The 26028-nt window shown below is 65.2% G+C and carries 23 protein-coding genes; 11 read left to right on the top strand and 12 right to left on the bottom strand.

Features of this window, described 5'->3' with window-relative positions:
- Positions 1-62 precede the first annotated feature (62 nt).
- A complete protein-coding gene (locus HB860_RS10905) occupies positions 63-788 on the top strand; it encodes a 4'-phosphopantetheinyl transferase family protein (protein ID WP_247626656.1) in 726 nt (241 codons plus the stop codon).
- A gap of 58 nt (positions 789-846) precedes the next feature.
- On the opposite strand, the gene HB860_RS10900 is transcribed toward HB860_RS10905, so the two are convergent.
- The 5 genes from HB860_RS10900 to HB860_RS10880 form a co-directional block, all read right to left on the bottom strand.
- Complete coding sequence (locus tag HB860_RS10900; protein WP_041205522.1) at positions 847-1641, bottom strand: amonabactin ABC transporter ATP-binding protein; 795 nt, start codon at positions 1639-1641, stop codon at positions 847-849.
- A gap of 43 nt (positions 1642-1684) precedes the next feature.
- Positions 1685-2767, bottom strand: coding sequence for a FecCD family ABC transporter permease (locus tag HB860_RS10895; protein ID WP_247626655.1), 1083 nt, complete (start codon positions 2765-2767; stop codon positions 1685-1687).
- Positions 2768-2778: 11 nt separating this feature from the next.
- Positions 2779-3795 (bottom strand): amonabactin ABC transporter permease subunit 2, encoded by a 1017-nt coding sequence (locus HB860_RS10890; RefSeq protein WP_139751283.1) that lies wholly within the window; start codon positions 3793-3795, stop codon positions 2779-2781.
- A 75-nt stretch (positions 3796-3870) separates the two neighbouring features.
- Entirely contained in the window at positions 3871-5844 is a 1974-nt protein-coding gene (locus HB860_RS10885) for a siderophore amonabactin TonB-dependent receptor (protein WP_139435299.1), read from the bottom strand.
- 58 nt (positions 5845-5902) lie between these two features.
- Positions 5903-7138: an MFS transporter gene (locus HB860_RS10880; RefSeq protein ID WP_247626654.1), complete on the bottom strand. Its 1236-nt coding sequence runs from the start codon at positions 7136-7138 to the stop codon at positions 5903-5905.
- Between the two features lie 274 nt (positions 7139-7412).
- Between HB860_RS10880 and HB860_RS10875 the strand changes: the two genes are divergently transcribed.
- Positions 7413-8159 (top strand): hypothetical protein, encoded by a 747-nt coding sequence (locus HB860_RS10875; protein ID WP_247626653.1) that lies wholly within the window; start codon positions 7413-7415, stop codon positions 8157-8159.
- Between the two features lie 18 nt (positions 8160-8177).
- Here HB860_RS10875 and HB860_RS10870 read toward each other — a convergent pair whose 3' ends face one another.
- From HB860_RS10870 to HB860_RS10860, 3 genes are all read right to left on the bottom strand, one after another.
- Complete coding sequence (locus tag HB860_RS10870) at positions 8178-8639, bottom strand: DUF2919 domain-containing protein (protein ID WP_139435305.1); 462 nt, start codon at positions 8637-8639, stop codon at positions 8178-8180.
- A 131-nt stretch (positions 8640-8770) separates the two neighbouring features.
- Entirely contained in the window at positions 8771-9718 is a 948-nt protein-coding gene (gene corA, locus HB860_RS10865) for a magnesium/cobalt transporter CorA (RefSeq protein WP_005332981.1), read from the bottom strand.
- Positions 9719-10101: 383 nt separating this feature from the next.
- Positions 10102-11757: an electron transfer flavoprotein-ubiquinone oxidoreductase gene (locus HB860_RS10860; protein WP_247626652.1), complete on the bottom strand. Its 1656-nt coding sequence runs from the start codon at positions 11755-11757 to the stop codon at positions 10102-10104.
- 126 nt (positions 11758-11883) lie between these two features.
- Here HB860_RS10860 and HB860_RS10855 point away from each other — a divergent pair, with 126 nt between their 5' ends.
- The 5 genes from HB860_RS10855 to aroG all read left to right on the top strand — a co-directional run bounded on the left by HB860_RS10855 (position 11884) and on the right by aroG (position 17699).
- On the top strand, positions 11884-12636 hold the full coding sequence (locus tag HB860_RS10855; protein WP_247626651.1) for an electron transfer flavoprotein subunit beta/FixA family protein: 753 nt from the start codon (positions 11884-11886) through the stop codon (positions 12634-12636).
- A gap of 103 nt (positions 12637-12739) precedes the next feature.
- Positions 12740-13669, top strand: coding sequence for an electron transfer flavoprotein subunit alpha/FixB family protein (locus tag HB860_RS10850; protein ID WP_247626650.1), 930 nt, complete (start codon positions 12740-12742; stop codon positions 13667-13669).
- A 225-nt stretch (positions 13670-13894) separates the two neighbouring features.
- Positions 13895-14983 (top strand): 3-phosphoserine/phosphohydroxythreonine transaminase, encoded by a 1089-nt coding sequence (gene serC, locus HB860_RS10845; RefSeq protein ID WP_202045254.1) that lies wholly within the window; start codon positions 13895-13897, stop codon positions 14981-14983.
- Between the two features lie 172 nt (positions 14984-15155).
- Positions 15156-16436 carry a 3-phosphoshikimate 1-carboxyvinyltransferase gene (aroA, locus tag HB860_RS10840; protein WP_162519157.1) on the top strand — a complete coding sequence of 427 codons (1281 nt, stop codon included), beginning with the start codon at positions 15156-15158 and terminating at the stop codon, positions 16434-16436.
- A 207-nt stretch (positions 16437-16643) separates the two neighbouring features.
- A complete protein-coding gene (aroG, locus tag HB860_RS10835; protein WP_247626649.1) occupies positions 16644-17699 on the top strand; it encodes a 3-deoxy-7-phosphoheptulonate synthase AroG in 1056 nt (351 codons plus the stop codon).
- A gap of 80 nt (positions 17700-17779) precedes the next feature.
- On the opposite strand, the gene HB860_RS10830 is transcribed toward aroG, so the two are convergent.
- On the bottom strand, positions 17780-18502 hold the full coding sequence (locus HB860_RS10830) for a TerC family protein (protein WP_404838290.1): 723 nt from the start codon (positions 18500-18502) through the stop codon (positions 17780-17782).
- Between the two features lie 118 nt (positions 18503-18620).
- On the opposite strand from HB860_RS10830, the gene HB860_RS10825 reads away from it, so the two are divergent.
- From HB860_RS10825 to HB860_RS10815, 3 genes are all read left to right on the top strand, one after another.
- The gene (locus HB860_RS10825; protein WP_247626648.1) at positions 18621-19736 is read left to right on the top strand and encodes an ATP-NAD kinase family protein; all 1116 of its coding nucleotides are present in this window, start codon (positions 18621-18623) and stop codon (positions 19734-19736) included.
- A gap of 108 nt (positions 19737-19844) precedes the next feature.
- On the top strand, positions 19845-20123 hold the full coding sequence (locus HB860_RS10820; protein ID WP_005332956.1) for a YfcL family protein: 279 nt from the start codon (positions 19845-19847) through the stop codon (positions 20121-20123).
- Between the two features lie 99 nt (positions 20124-20222).
- Positions 20223-21887 (top strand): AMP-binding protein, encoded by a 1665-nt coding sequence (locus HB860_RS10815; protein WP_139435321.1) that lies wholly within the window; start codon positions 20223-20225, stop codon positions 21885-21887.
- Between the two features lie 128 nt (positions 21888-22015).
- On the opposite strand, the gene cdd is transcribed toward HB860_RS10815, so the two are convergent.
- From cdd to HB860_RS10800, 3 genes are all read right to left on the bottom strand, one after another.
- Entirely contained in the window at positions 22016-22897 is an 882-nt protein-coding gene (gene cdd, locus HB860_RS10810) for a cytidine deaminase (RefSeq protein ID WP_139435323.1), read from the bottom strand.
- A gap of 232 nt (positions 22898-23129) precedes the next feature.
- Complete coding sequence (locus HB860_RS10805) at positions 23130-23816, bottom strand: LrgB family protein (RefSeq protein WP_247626647.1); 687 nt, start codon at positions 23814-23816, stop codon at positions 23130-23132.
- Positions 23813-24172 (bottom strand): CidA/LrgA family protein, encoded by a 360-nt coding sequence (locus HB860_RS10800; protein ID WP_139435327.1) that lies wholly within the window; start codon positions 24170-24172, stop codon positions 23813-23815. The genes HB860_RS10805 and HB860_RS10800 overlap by 4 nt, the downstream gene beginning before the upstream one ends.
- A 130-nt stretch (positions 24173-24302) precedes the next feature.
- On the opposite strand from HB860_RS10800, the gene HB860_RS10795 reads away from it, so the two are divergent.
- Positions 24303-26018 (top strand): glycoside hydrolase family 36 protein, encoded by a 1716-nt coding sequence (locus HB860_RS10795; RefSeq protein ID WP_247626646.1) that lies wholly within the window; start codon positions 24303-24305, stop codon positions 26016-26018.
- Positions 26019-26028: the final 10 nt, after the last annotated feature.

Genomic DNA, 26028 nt, shown 5'->3' with positions numbered 1-26028 from the left:
TGTATTTGTGGTGTCTACCCTGGGGGTTTTGATACCATGAGGCGCCATTGCGAGGAGCCCAGATGCCCCCCTTATCCCCTCTCACCGCCTTCCTTTTGCAACGGGATCAGCTGCTGCTGCCGGGAACGCCCCCCTTGACCCTGCATCGCATCTGTTTCGATGCCGCCGCCTTTACTCCCGCCTGCTTCGCGGCCCACGACATGGCGCTGCCCGCCAGCCTGCAGCGTGCGGCCCCCAAGCGGCTGGGGGAGTTTCTGGCCGGTAGGCTGGCAGCCCGCGAGGCCCTGCGCCCCTTTGGCCTTGCGGAATGCCGCGTGGCCATCGGGAGCGCCCGGGAGCCGCTCTGGCCTGCGGGAATGGAGGGGAGCATCAGCCACAGCCAGCTGGCGGGGCAGGGGGTGGCGCTGTGCGGGGTGCGCCCCGCACAGGGGGGGATGGGGCTGGATCTGGAGGCCTGGCTGGGGCCGGAGCAGGGGAGTCAGCTCTGGCCCGGCATAGTCGATGAGGATGAGTGGGGGCGACTGGAGGCCGGGGCCCGCGCGCTCGGGCTGGACAGGGCCAGAGGGCTGACCCTGGTGTTTTCCGCCAAGGAGAGCCTGTTCAAGGCGCTCCATCCCAGGGTGGGGCGCTACTTCGACTTTCTCGATGCCCGCTGGCTGGGGATGACGGCCCAGAGCCTCACCCTGGAGCTGAAGGTCCCGCTGACGCCGGCCCTGCCGGCCGGCTGGCGCTGCACCCTGCACTGGCAGCCACTGCCGGGGGGCGTGCTCACCGCATTGTTGCTATGAGAGTGAGGCTTCGGCCCAGACAAAGAAACCGCCATCAGGCGGTTTCTTGCTATCCGGCTCAGGCCGATTGCGCATGGTCGACGCGCCTGCGGGGCACTATGACGGGGGCTCCGTCGCCGGGGGCGTGCAGTATGTCCACGTCGGTCTGGTAGAGCCGATCGATGAGGGACTTGGTCACCACCTCCCGGGCCGGGCCCATGGCCTGGATGCCGCCGTCCCCCAGGGCAATCAGCTCGTCGCAGTAGCGGGCGGCGGTGGCGAGATCATGGATGACGATGAGCACTGTCTTGCCCTCGGCGGCGACCCTGTGGATGGCCTCCATCACCTCGGTCTGGTGGCCTATGTCCAGGGCGCTGGTGGGCTCGTCCAGCAAGATGAGATCCGCATCCTGGGCCAGCACCATGGCGAGCCAGACCCGCTGGGCCTGGCCGCCGGAGAGGGAGCTGGCGCTCTGCTGCCAGATGGCATCGAGCTGCATCCGCTCCCTGGCCCAGCCCACCATGCGGGCATCCTCCTCGCTCCACTGGGTGAACCAGCCCTGATGGGGATGGCGGCCATATTGCACCAGCTGCTCGACCCGGATGCCGGGCGGCACCAGGGGGCGCTGGGGCAGGTAGGCCAGCTCCCGGGCCAGGGCCTTCATGCCATAGCTCCCCAGGGGCTTGCCCTTGAGCAGTATCTCCCCGGACTGGGGCTGCTCCTGGCCCGCCAGCAGTTTGAGCAGGGTGGACTTGCCGCCCCCGTTGGGGCCGACGATGCCCACCAGCTTGCCCTGGGGGATGGAGAGGGAGATCTCCTTGAAGATGGCCTTGTGCTGATAGCCGAAATGGAGTCGATTCACGGTGAGCGTCATCAGGCGGCCCTCGGTCTGTCTTGGAAATGGATGAATGGCATGGTCAGTCCGCCCGTTGTCTGTCTTTGATCAGGATGAACAGCAGCAGCAGGCCGCCGAGAATGCGGGTCATGATGCCGGTGGCCACCTCGTGGGGGCTGGCCAGCACCCGCACCAGGGTGTCGCTGGCGAGCAGCATCAGGGCGCCGCACAGGGCCGCAATCCAGAGCGGCACTATGCGATCCCGGGAGAGCCAGGAGGCGAGTATGGGGGCCGCCATGGCGATGAAGACCACAGGGCCGCCGATGGCGGTGCCAAGGGCCGCGACTATGATGGCCTGGGCCAGTACCCCGAGCTGCACCCGGTTCACGTTCACCCCCAGGGTTCTGGCGGTGACGGGGCCGAGGCGCAGCACGCCGAGGGCGCGGGAGAGATAGACGACCCAGGGGCAGACCAGCAGGATCAGTATCCCCACCGGCAGCACCGTGCCGTAGCCCTGGCCGACGAAGTTGCCCATGTTCCAGAGATAAAGGCTGGTGAGGTGCACCAGGGACTGGGTGGACATGGCGAACTGGCCGATGGCGTTCATCAGCTCGGAGACGCCGATGCCGATCACCACGAATAGGTAGCCCTGCTCCCCGGGCTTGTTGCACAGGGCATAGAGCACGGCGGCGGCAAACAGGGCGCCGAAGGGGGCGGCCCACCAGGGCCAACTGCCGAGGGTCAGGTAGAGGGAGAAGATGATGATGGCAAGGGACGCCCCCTCGTTGACCCCTATCATGTCCGGGGTGGCGAGGCGGTTGCGGACCAGGGTCTGCACCAGGCAGCCGGAGAGGCCCATGGCGGCGCCAGCCACCAGCACGGCGACGATGCGCGGCAGCCGGATCTTGAACACTGTCACCTGGTCGAGCCGGCTCCCCTCTCCAAGCAGTGTCTGGATCACCCCCGGCATGGTGATCTTGCCTGAGCCCAGGGTCAGGGCCAGCAGGGAGAGCAGGATGAGGGCGAGCACCAGCGCCAGGGTGACGAGCCAGGCGCGGCGCTCCAGCAGCAGGGTGCGGCGGCCGAGGCGCAGGCGCAGGGTGCCGGTGGGGAGTGGGGTCTCGGGCAGGGAGCCCGGCAGGGTGTCATTCATGGGGTTGTTCATGGGAGGGCACCTTATTTGACGGCCAGCAGGGAGCGGAAGCCGCCGCTGCGCACCACCAGGATGAGCACGGGGGCGCCGATCAGCGCCAGAATGACGCCGTTGGGCAGCTCGAACGGCTGCAGCAGCCAGCGCGCCAGTATGTCGGCACCGAGCAGGAACAGCACCCCGAACAGGGCGGAGAAGCGCACCTGGATGGCGAGGCGCACCGGCTCCACCAGGCGGGCGCAGTAGGCGGCCAGGAAGCCGACGAAGCCGATGGGCCCGGCGATGGCGATGGCGCAGGCGGTGAACAGGGTGGCGGCCAGCAGCACGCCGATGCGCACCCGGGTCGGCCGGATGCCGAGGGCCTGGGCCTGGTTGTCCCCCATCTGCATCAGGGTGAGCTGGCGGCAGAGCGCCAGGGTCAGCAGCAGGGCGGCCAGCGCGAAGGGGGCGACCGTCAGCACGGACTCCAGGCTGGAGGCGGCAAGGGACCCTAAGTTCCAGAAGCGGAACTGCTCCAGCACCACCCGGTTGGAGAGCAGCAGGAAGTTGGAGAGACCGCCGAAGGTGGCGGAGAGGGCGACCCCCACCAGGATGAGCTTGAGGGGGTTGGAGCGCCCCACCATGAGGCCGAGGCCGAGCACGATGAGGTTGCCAAGCAGGGCCCCCATGCCGGACCAGAGCAGGTAACCGTAGGCGGATTCGACGCCAAACCAGGTGAGGCCGATCACCAGGGCGAACACGGCGCCGGCGTTGACCCCGAGCAGGCCGGGCTCGGCCAGGGGATTGCGGGTGGCGCTCTGCAGCATGGAGGCGGCGAGCGCGAGACAGACCCCCACCACCAGGGCCGCCAGGGTGCGGGGCAGGCGCAGGGTATTGACTATCATGGCGAGTTTTTCATCGGCCAGGAAGGCGGGATCGCCCATCAGGAAACCGGCGACCTCGCGGCCACCATAGACACCGGCACCTGTGGCCAGTGACAGAGAAATCAGCAGTAAGAGGAGCAGCACTCCGAGCCAGAACAGCTGTGCTTGGTATCTGAGCACGCAACAACTCCTTTGATACGGGGCAGTAGAAACGCAAAAAGGGAGCCCCGATCTCGGGGCTCCCGCAGGGAGAGCTTACAGCTTGTAATCGACACCGGCGTAGACGGTGCGTCCTTCCAGGATGAAGTCGGCGTCGGTGGCCACCTCGTCACGCTTGGTGTTGGTGAGGTTGGTGATGCCGAGCTTGAAGTCCAGCGCCGGGGTGACGGTCCAGTTGGTGTTCACGTCCAGGGTCTGGTAGTGCTTGGAGGTGAACGCCTGGGAGTTGCGGGCCGGCACCTTGATCACCTGGCTGCCTACGTACTGCCAGGCCAGGTTGGCGCTGACGAGCTCGCTCGCCTGCCAGTCCAGGCCGAGGTTGCCGGTGTGATCCGGGGTCTTGGCCAGATCATCCCCTGTACTCCTGTCCTCGGAGTCCAGCAGAGTGAAGTTGCCGGTCAGCTTGACGTTGTCCAGCACGTCGACCCAGCCGGTCAGCTCCAGACCCTTGATGCGGGCCTCCTTGACGTTGAGGTAGGTCATCACGGTCGGACGGTAGCCCGGGCCCCACTGATCGCTCTGGATCAGATCCTCGATCTCGTTGTGGAAGCCGGTCACCCCGGCGCCGAAGCGCGCGGCCTCGTAGGCGGTGCCCAGCTCGTAGCTGACGGCGGTTTCCGGCTTCAGGTTCGGGTTGCCGATGACCTGGCAGGCGCCGCGGCAGGCGGTGGTGGAGAAGCCTTCGCTGGACTGGGCCAGGGTCGGGGCCTTGAACGCCTTGCCGGCGCCACCCTTGATCACCCACTCGTCGGTCAGGGTGTAGAGGGCGTAGGCGCGCGGGCTGAACTCGGTGCCATAGGTCTCGTGGTGATCCAGACGACCGGAGAGGGTCAGGGCCAGATCGCCGAAGCCGAACTCGTCTTGCAGGTAGACGGCGCTCTGGGTCGCATCCACGCTGCCATTGGCGATGTTGCGGCTGTGCTCCAGCTCGGTCTTGCGCAGCTCGGCGCCTGAGGTGAGCAGGTGATCACCCAGGTAACCGCTGACCTGACCGTCCACCGTGTTGTTGGTCTGGGTGATGTCGGCGGCGCCGCCATTGAGCTGGGAGTCATCCATCAGATCAATCTGCTCGAAGTAGTAACGAGCGCGGCTGTCGAAGTGCTCCCAACGGCCGTTGTGGGTCAGCCCCAGGCTCAGGCGATCCAGGTTCTGCACGTTGTGGGGGGTGGCCGGTGCGGTCGGGGCGCGGGGCACGTTGTTGAAGTAGCTGTCCATGTCGTTCTGGTTGTAACCCAGATCGAAGTCGATGTCCTGGTTGTCCGCCACCAGCCACTTCAGGCTGGTCAGCACGTTGACCACTTCACGCTTCTCCAGGGCATCGGCGTCCGGGTTGTTGGACTGATCGCTCTTCCAGTTGTCGCGCTGATAGCCTTCCACCACCACGCTGCCCAGCAGCTTGTTGTCGATCAGGGCGCCGGAGACATAGGCGCTGGCCTGGTTGGCATCGCCGCCATCACCCTCGGTGGGCATGCTGTGGGTGTAACCGACGGCAGCCTCTGTCTTCTCCTTGGCCTGGCGCAGGATCACGTTGACCACGCCCCCCAGGGCATCGGCCCCGTACAGGGAGGAGACGGGACCACGGATCACCTCGATGCGCTCGATGGCGGCCATGGGGATGGAGCTCAGGTCGAAGTCGTTGCCGTAGGCGCTGCCCAGGGTCTCGCGGGCGTTGACCCGCTTGCCGTTGATCAGCAGCAGGGTGTAGTCACCCCCCATGCCGCGGATCTTGATCTCGTTGCGGCCGGTGGGGTTGGTGGAGACGATGTTGACGCCCGGCACGTGCTTGAGGGCATCGCCGATGTTGTTGACGTTCATCTTGTCCAGATCGGCACGGGTCACTACCGAGACGCTGGCCGGGGCGGACAGCTCGGTGTGCTTGGTCTGGGTGGCGGTGACCACCATGGTCTCGTTGGCCTTGACCGACTCTGCCTGGGCCAGGCCCGGTACGGCCAGCAGGCCGAGAGAGAGCAAAATCGGGTTCAAACGAAATACGCCATGCTGCAACTGCATTGTCAAAACTCCATGAATAAACAGAGGTTATGGGGTAGGGCGCGGTGGGCCCAAATGCTCACTGACTTCCTTGTCTGGCAGTACCAGAGGCAGGATTATTGTTATCTCTTGTCCGCTCCAGTCCCCGGATGAGGAACCAGACGCCGGTGCAGGCCAGGAGGCCGCAGCCGATGTTGATCCAGGCCAGGGTGGAGAAACCGTGCAATGCGCCTCCCTCGTCGGAGACCAGGTATCTGGCGGAGATCAGGCTGCCGAGGCCCGCCGCCACATTGGTGACCGTGCCCTGGAAGGACATGAAGGCTGCGCGCTGATGGGGGGCCGGAATGGCGGCGGTGACCGCGAGGGTGGTGCTGGCGCGGGCCGAGCTCAGGGCCATGAAGAGGGTGAACAGCAGGTAGACGGGCAGACCGACCGGCAGGGCGAAGCCGAGCAGGGTGACCAGGGCCAGCAGCAGGCTGGTGAGCAAGATGGCGCCCTGGGCGCGGCCCTGGTCTATCCAGCCGCCGCACAGGCGCATGGTGGCCATGCTGGCGAGGCCGCCGCACAGATAGAGGGCGGCGATCTGCTGGCGCGGGAAACCGAGGTTGAACTGGAAATAGTTCGCAAAGTGCGGGATCAGCAGGAAGTGGCCGAACATCTGCAGACAGAGGATGCACAGGGCTCCCTGACAGAGCGGCGATCCTAGCAACTGGCGCAGCCCCTGGCCCTGCGGGGCGCGGCTGACCGGCAGCGAAGGCAGCAGGCGGGCGCAGATCAGGGCCAGCAGCAGGCCGATCGCGCCAAACAGCAGGAAGGGGCTCTGCCAGCCGAGCCACTGGGCCAGCACCAGGGCGACGGGCACCACCAGGATGGCGGCAAGTGAAAACGCCATACCCACGTAGGCGAGGCGGCGTCCACGCTCGGCCGGTGGCACCAGGTCCAGCACGGCGGCCATCAGGATGGCGGCAAGGGGCCCGGCCACGCAGCCAGAGAGGATAAAAAGCAGCAAGAGTTGCTGGCTGTCCTGCACCAGGGCGCAGGCCATCAGCAGCAGGAAACGCAGGGTGAGCAGCACCAGCAGGGCGGGTTTGCGATTGACCCGATCGAGCCAGGGGGCGGCAAGGAGCCCCATCAGGGCGGCTCCCAGGGTGGCGCCGCCGCTGAAGTAACCTGTCTGCTCCGGGGCCATGCCGAGGCTGGTCACCAGATCGGGCCCGAGCGGCATCACCATCATCATGCTGCCCATGGAGAGCATGTTGATCAGCAGGGCCAGATGGATGGCAGCAGGGGAGGAGACGACAGGTTCTGGCTTCATCAGAGGCTGACTCGAAAAAATGAGTCCGAATTGTATCCGAGGGATATTGTCGTGACAACAAATGATAACCATTTTTATTTGTATTGAGTGGTCTCTCAATGAGTCTTTGCTTTGGGCTCTAAAGCGAGCCGGAAAAGGACCTTCATGATATCGTTCTGGGCCAGGCAGCTTGCCCCTTGCCATTGCAATCGGGGCGCCATGGCCCATGATCGCAAGGAGTGATGAGAAAGACGCCATGAGAGACGCCATGAGAGACGGCAAGAGGGAGACGAGGATGAGAGCTTGGTGTTGGGTGCTCGGGTGTTGCGGACTCTGGGCCTTGCCCCTGCAGGCCGAGGTGAAGGTCATCCCGGTGTTTGAGGCAGAGGGGACGGTGCAGACCCTCAAGGAGCTCTACCCCGAGCTTGGGGTCAGTGCCATGGGCAACCAGCTGGTGCTGAGCGGGACGCCCGCCCAGTTGCAGGAGGCCGAGAAGGTGCTGGATAAGCTCAATCAGCCGCCCCAGAGCCTGCTCATCGAGTGGCGGGTGGCGGGGGAGTCCGGCAGTCGACAGGTGGGAATCGGCGTCGGCAATGACAATGCCAAACGGCGCTGGCTGGTGGAAGGGGGCGCCGAGGATTACCAGCGCACCCAGCAGGACAACTGGCAGGTGCGCGGCCTCTCTGGGCGGCCCGTGCTGCTGCAGATGGGCTCCTATCAGCCGGTCACCTTCTACCGCTGGCAGGGAGGCCGGGTGGTGGCCATGATGCCGCTGATAAGCGGTCTCTACGCCACCGCTACCCTGATAGGGGACAGGGTACAGATAGCGCTCAGCAGCGAGCAGGCCAGGCTTGAGCGGGGCGACATCAAGACCGGCCAGAGCGCCACCGAGGTGAGCGGCGCCCCGGGTCAGTGGCTGACGGTGGGGGAGCTCTCCACCAGCCAGGAGGATCAGGGGGCCGCGCTATCCAATCCGTCACGGGTCGGGGTGGCGAGCGGCAGCGAACGCCAGACCCTGCAGATCCGGGTCACCCGTCAATGAGGCGGCCGACGGCGCCTGTTAATGGGGTTGATCCCGAGTGTAATCCCGCAACTGGCGGCTCTTGAGCAGATACCAGAGCGCCCAGAGGCTGGCGACCAGCACCAGGGCGGTGGGCCAGCTGAACGACCACGCCTGCAGATTGAGGCTGTGCAGCTGCATCACCAGACCGCTCGCGGTGGAGCAGAGCAGCAGGCCCCGGCTGTGGCGCCTGAGTCTGGCGCGAATGCCCTGGGTCTGCTGATAGGTGCCGCCGCAGGCGAGCAGCGCCAGCATGGCGGGCACGTCCGTCAACAGGCCGAGATAGAGGCTCATCTTGTCCGGGTAGAAGAGGGTCAGGATGGCGCTGCCGCTCTCCCGGGTGACGCCGGCCATCAGAAACAGCCAGACCGAGCGGGTCAGCAAGAGGGCGATGGGCCAGAACCAGAGCGGCGGGCGCAGCTGGCCATGATCGTCGTAGCGATGTTCGGGGTAGAGGGTCATAAGGCCCGTTCCGGGGTTGAACTATTGATGCAGGGGATATGGGGCGGGGGGCGGCCCTTTGCAAGGCGGGGCAATGAATCGGGGGGCCATGCCCCCCAATCTCTGTGCCGCTTGTCTGACGCCGGAAGACGTTACAGCCAGCCCTTGCGCTTGAAGAAGAGGCCGGTGCCGAGCGACGACATCACCATCAGCACCAGCGACATCTGATAGCCGTACTCCCAGGCGAGCTCCGGCATGCGGCCGAAGTTCATGCCGTAGATGCTGGCGATAAGCGTCGGCGGCAGGAAGATCACCGCGGCCACCGAGAAGATCTTGATCACCTTGTTCTGCTCCAGATTGGTCACCCCCATGGACGCCTCCAGCTGGAAGTTGATCTTGTCGAACAGGAACTGGGTGTGGGGCAAGAGGGACTCCACGTCGTGCAGCATTTCGTCGATCCACTTGTTCTGCTCCCCTGTCATGCGCTGGCGCAGGCTGCGTTTGAGGAAGCGCAGGGCACGACGGGTATCGTGCAGGGAGAGACGGATCTGGCCGTTGGCCTCTTCCTGGGCCATCAGCTCCTTGAGCATGGAGTTGATCTGATCCGGCTCGAAGATCTGATCGGCGGTGTTCTCCAGGGTCTTGTAGCCATCCTCGATGAGATCCGAGAGGTACTCCACCTTGAGGTTCTGCACCTCCAGCAGGATATCGAGGGCATTCTCCACCTCCAGCCGGTCCTGACGCATGTAGTGGCGCAGCAGGCGCACCAGGCCGATGTCATCCTCGCGAATGCTGATCAGCAGGTTGTTGCGCAGGGTAAAGGAGACGTGGACACCCTTGGTGTCGCGGCCGATGCGCTGGGGGAACAGGGAGTGGATGTGCAGACCATCTGTGTCCCAGTAGAAACGGGCGGACGCCTCTATGTCGTCCAGCTCTTCCTTGTCGGGGACCTCTTCCAGAAACAGGCCCGTCAACCATTCTCGCTCCGCCGTATCCGGCTTGTAGGCATCCAGCCAGACGGTGTTGTCGGGGACTATGTCGTCCGGCCCGAGCGTGACTATGTCCAGCACCTTGTTGTTGAGAATGTAGGCGGTGATCATCTGTCCCCCCTTAAGAAGTCGTGGGTAATCAGGGATGGTTGCACAGGTTCATGCGGCCCTAGATCGCACAGAAAGCGATCCCATGAAATAGCATAACGAGGCCGATGGACAACCTGAATGCGGCGAACTATACAGGGGCGGGCCCCGCTTGTCAGGGGCTATTCATCGGGGCTTCAGCCTGTTTGCTCAAAAAAACGGCGAGGTCGGAGCAGCTGTTGACATCCCGTTACCGCTTCAAAGAATGCGCTGCTCTGCCTCCCCGGGACTGGGCATCTTTGGCGTTTTCAGACTCAGATCTGGAGCGCACCGGTCAGATATTGGGGTAGTTCACCCCCGAGCCTCCCAGGGGCTGAGCATCCTTGATGTTGCAGGTCCTTGTACCATCACATATTGGGATAGTTTGGCCCCGAGCCTCCCTGGGGCGGTGTCCAGACGATGTTCTGGCTGGGATCCTTGATGTCACAGGTCTTGCAGTGAATGCAGTTGGCGGCGTTGATCTGCAGCCTTGGCCGGGTATCCCCATCCAGGATCTCGAACACCCCGGCCGGGCAGTAACGCTGGGCGGGTTCGGCCCAGGTGGGCAGGTTGACCGCCACCGGGATGCGCTCGTCCTGGAGCCTCAGGTGGCAGGGCTGATCCTCGTCGTGGCTGGTGTTGGCCAGGTACACCGAAGAGAGCTTGTCAAAGCTGAGCCGCCCGTCCGGCTTGGGGTAGTCGATGGGCCGGCAGCGGCTGGCCAGGCGCAGTTGGCGATAGTCCGGCTCCTTGTCCAGCAGGGTAAAAGGAGAGGCGCGGGGGAACAGCCGCTGCTCCAGCCAGTTGAAGGCGCCGCCGAGCCAGGGGCCGAAACGGTGCAGGGCGGCGCCAAAGTTGCGGGCCGCGATCAACTCCCGGGCCAGCCAGCTCTGTTGCAGCGCATCGCTATACTCGGCGAGATCCCGCCCGCCCTCATCGCCGCCGCGCAGGCTCATGGCGACCGTGGCGGCCGTCAGCATGCCGGACTTCATGGCGGTGTGAATGCCCTTGATGCGGGAGAAATCCAGGGTGCCCGCATCGCAGCCGATGAGCAGGCCGCCGGGAAAGTGCATGCGGGGCAGGGAGTGCCAGCCCCCCTTGGTGATGGCACGGGCGCCGTAGCTGATGCGCTCTCCCCCCTGCAGGGTCTCTGCGATAAGAGGGTGGTGCTTGAGGCGCTGGAACTCGTCGAACGGACTGAGCCAGGGATTCTGGTAGTTGAGATCGACGATAAGGCCGACCGCCACCTGGTTATCCGCCAGATGATAGAGATAGAAGCCCCCCTGACTCTTGCTGCCCCGCTGCTCTCCGAGCGGCCAGCCGCTGCCGTGCAGCACGCGGCCGGGATGGCATTGACCGGCGGGCACCTGCCACAGCTCCTTGAAGCCGATGGCATAGTGCTGCGGTTGGTGCCGGGGCTGGGCGGTTTTTTCCAGCGTGAACAGGGCGCCAAGCTGCTTGCCGAGGTGGCCGCGGGCCCCTTCGGCGAACAGGGTATAGCGGCCATAGAGTGCCATGCCGGGCACGTGATCTGCCTTGGGATTGCCCTCTTTGTCGAGACCCAGATCCCCCGTCAGCACCCCTCTTATCCTGCTCTCTTCCACTATGAGCTCGCTCGCCGCGAAGCCGGGGTAGATCTCGACCCCGAGCGCCTCGGCCTCCCGGGCGAGCCAGCGGCAGAGGTTGCCGAGGCTGATGATGTGGCAGCCGTCATTGTGCATGCGCGGCGGCACCGCCCAGCGGGGCAATTGCAGGGAGTTGGACGCGCTTTGCAGCAGATGAACCTGATCATCCGTGACCGGCACGCCGAGGGGGGCCTCTTGCCAGCGCGCCGGCAGCAGCTCCTTGAGGGCGACGGGATCGAGCAGGGCGCCGGAGAGCAGATGGGCACCCACTTCCGCCCCCTTCTCCAGCAGGCAGACCGAGAGATCCGGGGCCTGCTGCTTCAATGCGATGGCGGCACTGAGGCCAGCCGGGCCGCCACCGACGATGACGACATCAAATTCCATTGCTTCGCGTTCCATCTTGCCTCTGCGCTCGACTTGGCCTAGGGTAGTGCTGGTAGTTTACGTAAACGTAAATCATTTTGTCAGCATAAAAGTGTGAGAGTGCAAAATGGATTCACTCAACCGATACGAGGGATGACCGCCATGAAGCTGCTGGTCGCTGTCAAACGGGTCGTTGATTTCAACGTCAGGATCCGGGTCAAGAGCGATGGCTCCGATGTGGAGCTCGCCAATGTGAAGATGGGCATCAACCCGTTTTGTGAGATCGCGGTGGAGGAGGGGGTGAGGCTGCGCGAAGCCGGGGTGGCCACCGAGCTGGTGGTGGTGACCTTGGGCCCCGAGGCGGCGGCCGAACAGCTGCGCCATGCCCTGGCGCTGGGGGCGGATCGGGCCCTGCACTATGTCACCGACGAGACCCTGGCCCCACTCACCGTGGCCCGTGCCCTGCAACAGGTGTGCGAGCAGGAACAGCCAGATCTGGTGTTGCTCGGCAAGCAGTCCATCGACTCTGACAACAACCAGGTCGGCCAGATGCTCTCGGCCCTGTGCGACTGGCCGCTCGCCACCTTCGCCTCCGCCGTCAGGCTGGTGGAGGGGGAGCTGCAGGTGACCCGCGAGATAGACGGCGGTCTCGAGACCCTCGGCATGGGGCTGCCTGCCGTGGTGACCGTGGATCTGCGCCTCAACGAGCCCCGCTTCGCCTCGCTGCCCAACATCATGAAGGCCAAGCGCAAACCGCTTGAGAGTGCCCCCTTTGCGGCCCTGGGGGTCGAGCCCGCCGGTCAGACCCGGTTGCTCGGGGTGATGGCGCCAGCCCCCCGACGCGCCGGTGTCAGGGTGGGCTCGGTGGACGAGCTGCTGGACAAGCTCAAGAACGAAGCCAAGGTGATCCCATGAGCGCATTGAGGGTCAAGGCCTATCCCGCGGGCCGGCTGATTGCCGCCAGCGGGCGCGCTGGCGAATGGACAGGAAGATCAACGGACGACATCAAGGTGCTGCCATGAGCGTACTCATCATTGCCGAACATCATCAGGGCCAGCTGGCGGACAGCGCCGCCCGTCTGGTCACGGCGGCGAGCCTGCTCGGCGCCGAGGTCCACCTGCTGCTGCTGGGTCAGGGTCTGGCGGAGGCGGGGGAGCAGGCGGCCTCCTTGCAGGGGGTCAACCGGGTGCTGCTGGCCGAGCATCCCATGCTGGCGGAAGGGCTCAATGACGGGCTCGATCGACTGCTGGCCCCCGTGGTGCGGGACTATCAGCACTGCCTGATGGCGGCGAGCAGCCACGGCAAGGATCTGCTGCCGCGGGTGGCGGCCAGGCTGGGGGTGGAGATGATCTCCGAGGTGACGGGCATAGAGGGGCCGGATACCTTCCTGCGCCCCCTCTATGCGGGCAACGCCATTGCCCGGGTGGCGAGCACGGCGCCCGTCAAGGTGCTCGGCATACGGGCATCGGCCTTCCCAGGCGTCGAGAGCGGGGGGGCTGGGGCCAGGGTCGAGCACCTTCCCGTCCCCGAGCTGGCGTGCCGGACCCGGCTCATCGAGCGGCGTGCGGTGCGATCCGCACGGCCCGAGCTCGGCGCCGCGCGAGTGGTGGTCTCAGGCGGGCGGGCGCTCGGCTCCAAGGCGCAGTTTGCCCTGATTGAAGCCCTGGCCGACAAGCTCGGCGGGGCTGTGGGTGCCTCGCGGGCCGCGGTGGACGCAGGCTTCGTGGCCAACGATCTGCAGGTGGGACAGACCGGCAAGGTGGTGGCCCCCGAGCTCTACATCGCCATCGGCATCTCCGGGGCCATCCAGCATCTGGCGGGGATGAAGGAGTCCAAGGTGATCGTCGCCATCAACAAGGACGCCGAGGCCCCCATCTTCCAGGTGGCGGACTACGGCCTGGTGGGGGATCTCTTCACCCTGCTGCCTGAGCTCACCGCCAAGCTGTAAATGTGCCAAAAGGGGGCGCAGAAAGCCGTCTGTGCTGTCTCGCCTCCGTTTCCATGCATGTTCTCTGCAAGCCCTGGCCCGTTCAGGGCTTTTTCCATGGCGGCGACGTAGGCCAGGTGAGGCAAAAGGTTGCGCTGGATCCCAAAAAGCCTTTGCCCCCACGGGGGCCTGTCGTGTAAAAACATTCAAGTCATCGATCACACTCATCCATTCACGGAAAGCGTCATGAGCAAACAGATTTACAACTTCTGCGCCGGCCCCGCCATGTTGCCGGTTGAAGTCATGGAGCGCGCCCAGCGCGAATTTTGTAATTTCCAGGGGCTGGGAGCCTCGGTCATGGAGCTGTCCCATCGCGGCAAGCCCTATATGGCGGTCGCCGAGAAGGCCGAAGCGGATCTGCGGGATCTGCTGGCGGTGCCGGACAACTACAAGGTGTTGTTCATGCACGGCGGCGGTCGCGGCCAGTTCTCTGCCGTGCCCATGAACCTGCTGGGTGGCGCCAACAAGAAGGCGGATTATCTGCTGACCGGCGTCTGGGCCCAGAGCGCCGTGGATGAGGCCCAGAAATACGGGGAGATCCAGACCTTCCAGGGGGTGGCAAAGAACGAGCAGGGGATAAGCCACCTGCTGCCGACCCCGGCGTTTCGCGCCGACGCGGCCTATGTGCACTACTGCCCGAACGAGACCATCGACGGCATAGAGATGTTCGACATCCCGGCCACCGGCGATGTCCCCCTGGTGGCGGATCTCTCCTCCACCATCCTCTCCCGTCCCATCGACGTGAGCCGCTTCGGCATCCTCTACGCCGGTGCCCAGAAGAACATAGGCCCGTCGGGCCTGGCCATCGCCATAGTGCGGGACGACCTGCTGAACCAGGCCCGTGCCGACGTGCCCTCGATCTTCGACTACCAGCTCACCGCCAAGAACGACTCCATGTTCAACACCCCGCCCACCTACGCCTGGTATCTGGCTGGTCTGGTGTTCGAGTGGCTCAAAGAGCAGGGCGGGCTGGAGGCGATGGAGGCGCGCAACAAGGCGAAGGCCGACTTCCTCTACGGCTACCTCGACGACTCCAGCTTCTACGGCAACAAGGTGGACGCGGCCTGCCGCTCCCGCATGAACGTGCCGTTCCAGCTGAAAAACGAGGCCCTGGACAAGCAGTTCCTGGCGGAGTCGGAAGCGGCCGGTCTGCTGGCGCTCAAGGGGCACCGCATCGTCGGCGGCATGCGCGCCAGCCTCTACAACGCCATGCCGCTGGAAGGGGTCAAGGCCCTGGTCAGCTTCATGGATGGCTTTGCCAAGCGCCACGGCTGAGGCCTGTTCCCCCGATAGCAAGGCGCCGGGGACTCCCCGGCGTCTGTTTTTCCAGAAGATCCTGACCGCCAGCCCGGTTGCCCCGGTTTTGTGCCACAGACGGTCTTGCCGCGCGGGGCGCGGGCTGTTAACGTCCGGTCAGGTGATTTACTTGAGATTGTACAGGAAGTCTATGAATTCGTTGCGTTTGGAACCCATTTCTAGCGTGGCCGGGGTGGTCAATCTGCCTGGCTCCAAAAGTGTCTCTAATCGTGCCCTGCTGCTGGCAGCCCTGGCACGGGGCACTACCCGGCTGACCAACCTGCTCGACAGCGATGACATCCGCCACATGCTGGCGGCGCTGACCCAGCTCGGGGTCAAGTACAAGCTCTCCGCCGACAAGACGGAGTGCACAGTGCATGGCCTGGGTCGCAGCTTTGCGGTATCGGCACCGGTCAACCTCTTCCTCGGCAACGCAGGCACCGCCATGCGCCCGCTCTGTGCGGCGCTCTGTCTGGGCTCCGGTGAGTACATGCTGGGGGGCGAGCCGCGCATGGAGGAGCGTCCCATCGGTCATCTGGTGGATGCCCTGCGCGAAGCGGGTGCCCATATCCAGTACCTGAAGAAAGATGGCTATCCGCCCCTGGTGGTAGACGCCAAGGGGCTGTGGGGCGGCGACGTGCACGTCGACGGCTCCGTCTCCAGCCAGTTCCTGACCGCCTTCCTGATGGCGGCCCCCATGGCGGCGGGCGACACCCGCATCCACATCAAGGGGGAGCTGGTCTCCAAGCCCTACATCGACATCACCCTGCACATCATGAAGCAGTTCGGGGTGGTCATCGAGCACGACGACTACAAGGTGTTCTACATCAAGGGCAACCAGACCTATGTCAGCCCCGGTGACTTCCTGGTGGAAGGGGATGCCTCCAGCGCCTCCTACTTCCTCGCGGCGGGTGCCATCAAGGGCAAGGTGCGGGTCACCGGCATCGGCAAGCACAGCATCCAGGGGGACATCCACTTCGCCGACGTGCTGGAGAAGATGGGCGCCCGCATCACCTGGGGTGACGACTTCATCGAGGCCGAGCAGGCCCCCCTGCACGGCGTCGACATGGACATGAACCACATCCCGGATGCGGCCATGACCATCGCCGTGGCTGCGCTGTTTGCGAAGGGGCCCACCGCCATTCGCAACATTTACAACTGGCGGGTGAAGGAGACGGATCGCCTGCACGCCATGGCGACCGAGCTGCGCAAGCTGGGGGTGGACGTGGAGGAGGGGCACGACTTCATCGCCGTTACCCCGCCGGAGCAGCTCAAGCATGCGGCCATCGATACCTACAACGATCACCGCATCGCCATGTGCTTCTCCCTGGTGGCGCTCTCCGATACCGCGGTCACCATCAATGATCCGGGTTGTACCTCCAAGACCTTCCCGGACTACTTCACCAAGCTGGCCAGCATCAGCCAGGCCTGAGTCCGTCGGGCCCGCCTTGTGCGGGCCCGTTCGTTTATGCCTCCCGTCTTCTCCCCGGTTTGCCAGCGCCCCTAGCAGCATTATCTAAACTTGCAAGGTGTGCAGATAAAATTCCTTGTCCAAGAATGTAATTTTCTATTTACACCGTCCCGGTCGCGGGCTAGATTGAAGTTTCTTCATCGCAGTCATTTAGCAGGAAACTTGGTCATGCAGCATCAAACCGACGACGTTCGTATCAGTGAAATCAAAGAGTTATTGCCCCCGGTTGCGGTGCTTGAGAAGTTTCCGGCGACCGAGACCGCATCAAATACCGTGTTTGAATCCCGTCAGGCCATCCACAACATCCTGGCCGGTGACGATCAGCGCCTGCTGGTGGTGATAGGTCCCTGCTCCATCCACGATCCGGTGGCCGCCCTGGAATACGGCAAGCGCCTCAAGACCCTGCGCGACGAGCTGAAAGATCAGCTGGAGATCGTGATGCGGGTCTACTTCGAGAAGCCGCGCACCACGGTCGGCTGGAAGGGGCTGATCAACGACCCCTACCTCGACAACAGCTGCCAGATCAATGACGGCCTGCGCCTGGGTCGCAAGCTCTTGCTGGATCTCAACGACATGGGGCTGCCGACCGCCTCCGAGTTCCTCGACATGATCACCCCGCAATACGTGGCGGATCTGATGAGCTGGGGCGCCATCGGTGCCCGTACCACCGAGTCCCAGGTGCACCGCGAGCTGGCCTCCGGCCTCTCCTGCCCGGTGGGCTTCAAGAACGGCACCGACGGCACCATCAAGGTGGCCATCGATGCCATCGGCGCCGCCAGCGCCCCGCACCACTTCCTGTCGGTGACCAAGTACGGCCACTCCGCCATCGTCTCGACCGCCGGCAACCCGGATTGTCACATCATATTGCGCGGCGGCCGCGAGCCGAACTACAGCGCCGCCCACGTGGATGAGGTGGTGAAGGGGCTGGACAAGGCGGGTCTGCCGCAGAAGGTGATGATCGACTTCAGCCATGCCAACAGCAGCAAGCAGTTCAAGAACCAGATGCTGGTGGCCGAGGACGTGGCCGGTCAGCTGCGCGCCGGCAGCAAGGCGGTGTTCGGTGTCATGGTGGAGAGCCACCTGGTGGAAGGTCGTCAGGATCTGGTGGAAGGGTGCGAGCTCACCTTCGGCCAGAGCATCACCGATGCCTGCATCGGCTGGGCCGATACCGAGGTGCTGCTGCGCAATCTGGCCGATGCCGTCGCCACCCGCAACGCACTCTGAAACCGGGGCGGGGATGCCCCGCTCACGGCAATAAAAAAGCGCGACTTCGGTCGCGCTTTTTGTTGGCTCGGGAAGAGGGCTTACTTGGCCCGCTCCTGGTGGCCACGCAGGCGGATGTTGATCATCTCCACCACCAGCGAGAAGGCCATGGCGAAGTAGATGTAACCCTTCGGAATGTGCAGATCCAGCCCTTCGGCCATCAGGGCGACCCCGACCAGGATCAGGAAGGAGAGGGCCAGCATCTTGATGGTGGGGTGGGTGTCGACGAAGTCGCCGATGGCCTTGGCGGCAAACATCATGACGCCGACGGCGATGACGATGGCCAGCACCATGACAGGCACGTGGTCCGCCATGCCGACGGCGGTGATGACGGAGTCCAGGCTGAAGATGATGTCGAGGATGGCGATCTGCACCAGTGTCGACATGAAACCGGCGGTCTTGCTCACCATGCCGGGCTCCTCGGCGGCGCCCTCCAGGCTCTGGTGGATCTCGTGGGTGCTCTTGGCGATGAGGAACAGGCCCCCCACCAGCAGGATCAGATCCCGGCCGGAGATGGCTTCATTCAGCACGCTGAACAGCGGCTCGGTGAGACGCATCACCCAGGCGAGGGAGAGCAGCAGCAGGATGCGGGTGCCCATGGCGAGCCCGAGTCCCAGAATGCGCGCCTTCTGGCGCTGGGCTTCCGGCAGGCGCCCCACCAGGATGGAGATGAAGATGATGTTGTCGATGCCCAGCACGATCTCGAGCAGGGTCAGGGTGGCGAGCGCGACCCAGGCGGAGGGGTCAGCAATCCATTCCAGCATGATAGAACCTTGGTTGAACTTTGATTGAGGGGTGAAGTCGCGCATTCTAGCAGGGGGTTATGGCTTGTCCCAGTGGCGGGAAAAGATAAAAATGGCAGCCATCCAACGGGAGGAAAACATGTTTCGATTAGGGCTCATCATCAACCCCATCGCCGGCATCGGCGGGGCCGTCGGTCTCAAGGGCAGTGACGGCATGGTGGCCGAGGCGCTGGCGCGGGGCGCCGTCCCCAAGGCCCGGGAGCGGGCCCGCCAGGCCCTGCTGCCCCTGTGCGAGCTGTCCACGCCGTTCGAGCTGCTGACGGTGGCGGGGGAGATGGGGGAGACACTCGCCGCCGAGCTGCATCTGCCTCATCGCATCCTCTACCAGCCAGCCGGGGCCCAGACGTGCGCCGAGGACACCCGGGCCGCCGCCCTGGCCCTGCGGGAGGCGGGGGTGGATCTGCTGCTGTTCGCCGGTGGCGACGGCACAGCCCGGGACATCTGCGCGGCTGTGGGGGAGTCCTGCCATGTGCTCGGCATCCCGGCGGGGTGCAAGATCCACTCCGGGGTCTACGGGGTGACCCCGGCGGCGAGCGGCCGGGTGGTGGCGCGGATGATAGCGGGTGAGCTCCTGAGTCTGGTGGATGCGGAGGTGATGGACATCGACGAGGAGGCGTTTCGCGCCGGCAAGGTGCGTGCCCGCCACTACGGCCAGCTGCTGGTGCCCGGGGATCTGCGCTATGTCCAGGCGGTCAAGCAGGGCGGGCGGGAGTCCGAGGAGCTGGTGCTCGCCGATCTCGCCGCCGGGGTGGTGGAGCAGATGGAGCCCGATACCCTCTACCTGATGGGGTCGGGGAGCACGGTGGCCGCCTGCATGGCCGAGCTCGGTCTCGAAAATACCTTGCTCGGTGTGGATCTGGTGGAAAATGGCCGGCTTATCGGGCAGGATCTCTCCGCCGCCGAGATCCTGACCCGGATCCGCGGCCGTCGCTGCCGCTTGATCATCACCCTGATCGGTGGCCAGGGACATCTGTTCGGGCGCGGAAATCAGCAATTGAGTCCAGAGGTGATCCGGGCCGTCGGGCGAGACCATATCCAGGTGCTCGCCACCAAGTCCAAGCTGGCGGCTCTCGAGGGCCGTCCGCTGCTGGTGGATACCGACGATCCGGCACTGAACCGGTCGTTACGTGGTTATCTGCGCATCACCACGGGATACAAGGAGCAGGTCATCTACCCGGTGGCCAACCCGGAATAGGACATCAAGGATGCGGCTGGCCTGGCGCCAGAGAGCCGCGATCAACCGGATCGCGGTTCCACTCCCCCGAATTTTTTGCCGGCAATCCCGGAAATGAGGCTGCGTTAAATGACGATTCACGATTTTGAACACAAGTTGTTGGGACTGATCGACGCCATGGTCGCCACGGCCAGCGAGGACGAGCTGTTTGCGGGCGGCTACCTGCGGGGTCATATCTCCCTCGCGGTGGCGCGCGCCGAGCTGGAGGGCAAGACGCTGGTGCGGGACGTAAAGAGCTATGTGCTGCGCAGCCTGAACGAGGCCATCCTGCAGGGGGAGCTCTCCGAGCAGGACGAGGTGCTGGTGCAGGAGATGTGGAAGCGGCTGCAGCAGCAGGCGGAAGCTTGATCCCATTCGCAATTCAAACAGAAGTTTAAGTAATCTGCTTCCCTGAGTGTTATCAAAAGGTTAATAATGAGGCTCGCCTTTTGTTTCAGGGATTAAACTATGGCCTCCACCTCACGCATTGCCACCAAACTGCCGCTCGAGATGCTCTATCACTGGGAGCGGCAGTGTCCCGACCGGATCTACCTTCGCCAGACCATCCACCGCGAATACGTCGACTTCACCTGGGGTGAGGTCGCCGACGAGGCGCGCCGCATGGTGACGGCACTGCGTCATCTGGGGCTGGTGCCGGGGGACAAGGTGGCCCTGCTCTCCAAGAATTGTGCCCAGTGGTTCATCGCCGATCTGGCGATGCAGATGGGGGGCTACGTGAGCGTGCCCATCTACCCGACCGCCAACGTCGACACCATCGAATACGTGCTGCGCCACAGCGAGGCCAAGGCGATCTTCGTCGGCAAGCTGGACGACTGGAAGAGCCAGGAGGCGGGGGTGCCCGCGGATCTGCTGCGCATCGCCCTGCCGTACGACACCATGCCGGCCGCCCATCAGTGGGACGCGCTGCTCGATGCCCATGAGCCCATCCCGGACAGCCCGGTGCAGGCGCCGGACGCCCTGCTGAGCCTGGTCTACACCTCCGGCAGCACCGGCAAGCCCAAGGGCGCCATGCTGAGCGTGGAGCGCTACGCCTGGTCCTGCGAGAAGCTGGTGGAGGCGGTCTCCCTGACGGCGGCGGATCGCGGCTTCTCCTACCTGCCGCTCGCCCACATCACGGAGCGGGTCTACATCTACGGCGGCAGCCTGTTCAGCGGCGCCACCATCGCCTTCCCCGAATCCCTCGACACCTTCATCGAGGACGTCAAGCGCTGCCGACCCACCGTCTTCATCTCGGTGCCGCGGCTGTGGGCCATGTTCCGCATCAAGATCCACGAGAAGCTGCCCCAGAAAAAGCTGGCGCTGCTGCTCAAGATCCCCCTCGTCTCCAGCCTCATCAAGAGCAAGCTGCAGAAGGGGCTGGGGCTGGATCAGGCGCGGGTGCTGGGCTGCGGCTCGGCCCCGGTGGCCCCGGCCCTGCTGGAGTGGTATCACAGCATAGGGCTCGAGATCACCGAGGCCTGGGGCATGACCGAGAACCACGCCTACTCCACCCTCAACTTCCCGTTCCGGGCCGACAAGATAGGCACAGTCGGCAAGGCCGGGCCCGGGGTGACCATCAAGATCTCCGACGAGGGGGAGATCCTCTGCCGCTGCGACGGCATGATGCTGGGCTACTACAAGGATCCCGAGCACAGCCGCGAGGCCATCGATGACGACGGCTGGCTCCACACCGGCGACATGGGCAAGCTGGACCGGGAGGGCTACCTCACCATCACGGGCCGGATGAAGGACGTGTTCAAGACCGCCAAGGGCAAGTACGTGGCGCCGGTACCCATCGAGGGGCTGCTGGGGCAGGAGCCCATCATAGAGCAGCTGTGCGTCATCGGTTACGGCATGCCGCAGCCGGTCGCCCTGGTGCAGCTGGCCGAGAGTGCCATGAAGGGGGACAGGGGAGCGGTCGACGCCCAGCTGGAGGCTGCCCTGACCCGGGTCAACGGCCAGCTCGAATCCCATGCCCGCCTGCGCGGCATCCTGGTGGTCAAGAGCCCCTGGAATATCGAGAACGGGGTGCTGACCCCCACCATGAAGATCCGCCGCCACCTGCTGGAGCAACAATACGCGGACATCGGGGAACGCTGGTCCGGTGTCAGGACCATCATCTGGGAGTCCTGACAGGGCCGACGAGGGGCCTCCCGGGCCCCTCTGGGCATTTGGCAAATCAATGCAAAGCGCCACACCATTAAAAAATCAAATGACAAAGGGGAGCCAGTGGCTCCCCTTTTTGCACTCAACGAACCGGTCTAGACGGCCTGGTACTCCAGCTCCACCAGTCCCAGCGCCTTGAGGGTCGACTGGGCCGAATCCCGCTGGCTGATCTGGCCATCCTTGCTCTCCAGCAGCACGGCGCGGCGCACTGTGGTGAGCTCCTCGCCATTCAGTACTGCGTGGGCACAGGCCATCTGCATGGGGGGCAGGCTGGGGTTGAAGGCGGCGTTCTCGGCGTAGCGGCCGCAGAAGATACGCCCGTCCTCGAACTGCAGCGCCACCGCGGCATAGCCCTGGCTGTAGGGGGCATAGCTCTGGCGGGCGGCGGCGAGCGCAGCCTGCCACAGGGGGTCGTCGCTCTCGAGCTTGAGCTCGTCGTGAGCCTGGGGGCTCATCAGGGCATCGGTGATGTCGAGATCGGCGGGGCCGAAGGAGTGGGGCAGGAAGGATTGCAGCTCGCTCAAGTCATCCGGCAGGGAGACTTTGAGGGTCTTGGCGGTGCTCAGCTCGTTCATGAACTGGCGGCAGTGACCGCAAGGGGTGTAGTTGACGGTGATCTCACTGATCCCGGTCTCGCCGCCGAGCCAGGCGTTGGAGATGGCGGACTGCTCGGCGTGCACCGAGTGGAACAGCCCCTGGCCCGCAAACTCCATGTTGGCGCCAAAATACCAGGCGCCGCTCAGGCCGCAGGCGATGGCGCCGACGAAGAACCTGGAGATGGGGGCCACCGAGCAGGCGGCCGCCAGCGGCAGCAGGGCCAGGCGCAGGGCCCGATCGTCGAGCCCGGTGGCGGCTTTCAGGGTCGCCACTTGCTCAGGGGTGAAACGGGCCTGGAAATCGTCCCCCAGCATGGGCAGCAGGGCGGCCTGGAGCGGGGCGGAAAGGGTCTCGAATGGCTTGGCAAAGCGGGGATGCATACTGTGTCCTCAAAGGCCAATTGGGGGGCCATTGTAGGGAGCAAGCGCGGCGAAATGTGTGAGCGCGCTCACGCCTTGATGGGCAAAGGGGCGGGGATGGTAAAGGAAACGTTTGTCTTTCGCAATCTGTGCGCTTGCTCGCAGCATCAGGGGAGTGGCTGTGTCCTATGGCTGTGATTGAAGGGCAAGGAGGCATGGCCGCAGGGGCGGCCATGGCAGGGGGGCGCCGGGCTCAGGTCAGCCAGTGATAGAGGGCAAACAGCAGGGGGGCGACGGCGGCGGTCAGCACGCCGCATACCACCATGGCCAGCGACGAGAAGGCCCCCTGGGTGACCCCCTGCTCGGCGGAGGCGGCGGTGCCGATGGCGTGGGCGCAGGCCCCCATGGCGAGTCCCTGGGCCTCGGGGTCGGTCACTCGCATCAGCCTGAGCAGGGGATAGCCTATCAGGGCCCCCAGTATCCCCACCACCACCACCACGGCGGCGGCGATGGCGGGAATGCCGCCGAGGGACTGGCTGACGCTCATGGCGAGCGGCGTGGTGATGGACTTGGTGGCGATGGAGGCGAGCAGCGCCGGATCCGCCCCCATCAGGTGGCCAATGCCCAGGGTAGTGCAGACCGAGATGAGCACAGAGGTGAGGGTGCAGAGGACGATGGGCTTGAGCTTGTCGCGGATCTGGCGGGCCTGCTGGTAGAGGGGCAGCGCCAGCGCCACCACGGCGGGCTCCAGCAGGGCCGTGATGGGGGCGGTGCCGCGCTGGTACTGATCCAGCGGCAGGTCCAGCCAGAGCAGCAGGCCTATGATGGCGGCGGTGGGGATCAGCACCGGATTGATGACGGGCCAGGGCAGGCGGCGGTAGAGGGCCCGGGTCATGAAATAGAGGGCCAGGGTGAGGGGCAGGGCGAACCAGAACATCATTCTCTGTTCATCCTCTGGTAGAGGTGGCCGACCGCCCCCAGGATCAGCACTATGCCGAGCACGACGCAGAGCATGATGAGGCCAAACGACTGGCGCAGGGGCTCGAGCCAGGCCACCAGACCGACGGCGACCGGCACGAACAGCACCCCCATGTGACGCAGCAGCAGGCCGCCCCCCTGCTCGACCCAGGAGAAGCGGATGAGCTGCAGGGAGAGCAGCACGAACAGCAGCAGCATGCCGAGGATGCTGCCGGGGAAGACGAAGGGCAGCAGGGCGGCCAGGGCCTTGCCCGCCAGCAGGCAGGCGATGATGACCAGAAAATCACGAAGGTAGCGCAAGGCGCGTTGCAACAACACGGGGGCCTCATCTTGGCAACTGTGAGCGAGGTCGCAGTTTAACAGGCACGGGGGGCATGGAACAGGGTCAACTGACCCGCAGGGGATACAATGGCCCCGGCATCATCCCCATTCACCAGAAGGAGTTCCCATGTCGTACACCTCTCTCCTGGCCAGGTTGCGCCAGTTGCCCGCCGATCCCGCCCTCCCTGACACCCTGCTGCAAACCCGTCAGTGGGACGGCCCCCTGTGCCGGGTGAGGCTGGACAACAGGGGGGCCAGCCCCGAGGCCGTTCGTCACTGGCGGCTGTTTGAGGGGAAGCTCGGTCTCTCTCCCGAGGCGGCCATCTACGGAGAGGGGTTCCAGATGCTGGCCCAGACCCTGGGTAGCTGGCAGGCCCCCGAGCCGGTGGGCCGCTGCCCCGACGCCGGCGTCTATCGCATCACCGACGACGACGGCTATCACACCGTGCACAACCTGCTGCTGGTGGCCTGCGAGGGGGGCTGGCTGCTGCTGGCGTTCGCGAGCTGCCAGCGCTTTGGCGGGGAGTTTCGCCTCTACCCGGACGGGCGCCTCGAGATAGTGATGAACGCCGAAGGGCGCACCCTTGCACCGGGAGAGCACTGGCAGAGCGAGGCGCTGATCTGCCTGGAGGGGCCGGACAGGGAGGCCCTGCTGGGGTCGCTGGCGGACTATATCGAGGCCGAACACCCTTCGCTGGTGAACGAGGTGCCCGCGCGCCCGAGTGGCTGGTGCTCCTGGTATCACTACTATGCGGACGTGAGCGCCGCCGACATTCGCGAGAACCTGGCGGTGCGGGCGATGCGTTTCCCGGCCCTGCGCTACGTGCAGATAGACGACGGCTATCAGGCGAAAATGGGGGACTGGCTCACCCCTTCCCCCAAGTTCGAGCAGGGGGTGGCAACCCTGGCCGGGGAGATCCGCGCCGCCGGCTGCGAGCCCGCGCTCTGGGTCGCCCCCTTTATCGCCGAGCCGGGCTCCCAGGTATTCCAGCAGCACCCGGAGTGGTTCGTGAAGGGGGAGGATGACCTGCCGCTCCCCTCGGAGCGGGTCACCTACGGCGGCTGGCGCTGCACCCCCTGGTATGTGCTGGACGGCACCCATCCCGAGGTGCAGGCCCACCTCGAGCAGGTGTTTCGCACCCTGCGCGAGCAGTGGGGCATCCACTACTTCAAGCTCGATGCGAACTTCTGGGGCGCCATCCACGGCGGGCGCTTCCATGACCCCGCCGCCACCCGGGTCGAGGCCTATAGACGCGGCATGGCCGCCGTGCTGCGCGGGGCCGGGGAGGGCGCCTTCCTGCTCGGCTGCAACGCCCCCATCTGGCCAAGCCTTGGCCTGGTGCACGGCATGCGGGTGAGCGATGACGTGGAGCGCCAGGGCCGGCGTTTTCGCCAGATAGCGCGGGAAGCCTTCTGCCGCGCCTGGCAAAACGACAGGCTCTGGGCGCTGGATCCCGACTGCGTCTGCCTGCGGGATATCCCGGGCCAGCACGCCAGCCGCGCCGAGTACGACTTCCACCTGGCCGCCCTGGTGGCGAGCGGTGGCATGGTGCTGGCGGGGGACCGATTGCAGGATCTGGACGAGGGGCAGGGGGCGCACCTTGGCAAGCTGCTGGCCCTGTGCGCGGCGCGCACCCCGGCGGCCCGCTTCGATGACATGGGGTTTGGCCGTGGTCGGGTGGCCCTGCCCGGGGGCGGCGAGCTGTTCTGTCTGTTCAACTGGGGCGAGCAAGCCACAAAGATGGCGCTGCCGGCGGGGGGCAGGGATTTCTGGAACGACACCCCCCTGGGAGAGACGCTGGAACTGGCGGGGGGCCAGGGGGCGGTGATCCGCTACTCCTGAATGCCGCGCG

The sequence above is a fragment of the Aeromonas genomosp. paramedia genome, assembly GCF_023093515.1.
Lineage (GTDB): Bacteria > Pseudomonadota > Gammaproteobacteria > Enterobacterales > Aeromonadaceae > Aeromonas.
This window is presented reverse-complemented; position numbering and strand designations above follow the sequence as displayed.

What these genes read in the sequence shown, in the direction of transcription:
- HB860_RS10830 (WP_404838290.1), bottom strand. Translation starts at nt 18,502, where the DNA reads ATGCTGGAATGGATTGCTGACCCCTCCGCCTGGGTCGCGCTCGCCACC.
- HB860_RS10805 (WP_247626647.1), bottom strand. Translation starts at nt 23,816, where the DNA reads ATGATGTTCTGGTTCGCCCTGCCCCTCACCCTGGCCCTCTATTTCATG.
- HB860_RS10895 (WP_247626655.1), bottom strand. Translation starts at nt 2,767, where the DNA reads ATGAACAACCCCATGAATGACACCCTGCCGGGCTCCCTGCCCGAGACC.
- HB860_RS10850 (WP_247626650.1), top strand. Translation starts at nt 12,740, where the DNA reads ATGAGCGTACTCATCATTGCCGAACATCATCAGGGCCAGCTGGCGGAC.
- HB860_RS10900 (WP_041205522.1), bottom strand. Translation starts at nt 1,641, where the DNA reads ATGACGCTCACCGTGAATCGACTCCATTTCGGCTATCAGCACAAGGCC.
- HB860_RS10880 (WP_247626654.1), bottom strand. Translation starts at nt 7,138, where the DNA reads ATGAAGCCAGAACCTGTCGTCTCCTCCCCTGCTGCCATCCATCTGGCC.
- aroA (WP_162519157.1), top strand. Translation starts at nt 15,156, where the DNA reads ATGAATTCGTTGCGTTTGGAACCCATTTCTAGCGTGGCCGGGGTGGTC.
- HB860_RS10870 (WP_139435305.1), bottom strand. Translation starts at nt 8,639, where the DNA reads ATGACCCTCTACCCCGAACATCGCTACGACGATCATGGCCAGCTGCGC.
- serC (WP_202045254.1), top strand. Translation starts at nt 13,895, where the DNA reads ATGAGCAAACAGATTTACAACTTCTGCGCCGGCCCCGCCATGTTGCCG.
- aroG (WP_247626649.1), top strand. Translation starts at nt 16,644, where the DNA reads ATGCAGCATCAAACCGACGACGTTCGTATCAGTGAAATCAAAGAGTTA.
- HB860_RS10795 (WP_247626646.1), top strand. Translation starts at nt 24,303, where the DNA reads ATGTCGTACACCTCTCTCCTGGCCAGGTTGCGCCAGTTGCCCGCCGAT.
- corA (WP_005332981.1), bottom strand. Translation starts at nt 9,718, where the DNA reads ATGATCACCGCCTACATTCTCAACAACAAGGTGCTGGACATAGTCACG.
- HB860_RS10905 (WP_247626656.1), top strand. Translation starts at nt 63, where the DNA reads ATGCCCCCCTTATCCCCTCTCACCGCCTTCCTTTTGCAACGGGATCAG.
- HB860_RS10815 (WP_139435321.1), top strand. Translation starts at nt 20,223, where the DNA reads ATGGCCTCCACCTCACGCATTGCCACCAAACTGCCGCTCGAGATGCTC.
- HB860_RS10860 (WP_247626652.1), bottom strand. Translation starts at nt 11,757, where the DNA reads ATGGAACGCGAAGCAATGGAATTTGATGTCGTCATCGTCGGTGGCGGC.
- HB860_RS10825 (WP_247626648.1), top strand. Translation starts at nt 18,621, where the DNA reads ATGTTTCGATTAGGGCTCATCATCAACCCCATCGCCGGCATCGGCGGG.
- HB860_RS10820 (WP_005332956.1), top strand. Translation starts at nt 19,845, where the DNA reads ATGACGATTCACGATTTTGAACACAAGTTGTTGGGACTGATCGACGCC.
- HB860_RS10875 (WP_247626653.1), top strand. Translation starts at nt 7,413, where the DNA reads ATGAGAGCTTGGTGTTGGGTGCTCGGGTGTTGCGGACTCTGGGCCTTG.
- HB860_RS10855 (WP_247626651.1), top strand. Translation starts at nt 11,884, where the DNA reads ATGAAGCTGCTGGTCGCTGTCAAACGGGTCGTTGATTTCAACGTCAGG.
- HB860_RS10885 (WP_139435299.1), bottom strand. Translation starts at nt 5,844, where the DNA reads ATGCAGTTGCAGCATGGCGTATTTCGTTTGAACCCGATTTTGCTCTCT.
- cdd (WP_139435323.1), bottom strand. Translation starts at nt 22,897, where the DNA reads ATGCATCCCCGCTTTGCCAAGCCATTCGAGACCCTTTCCGCCCCGCTC.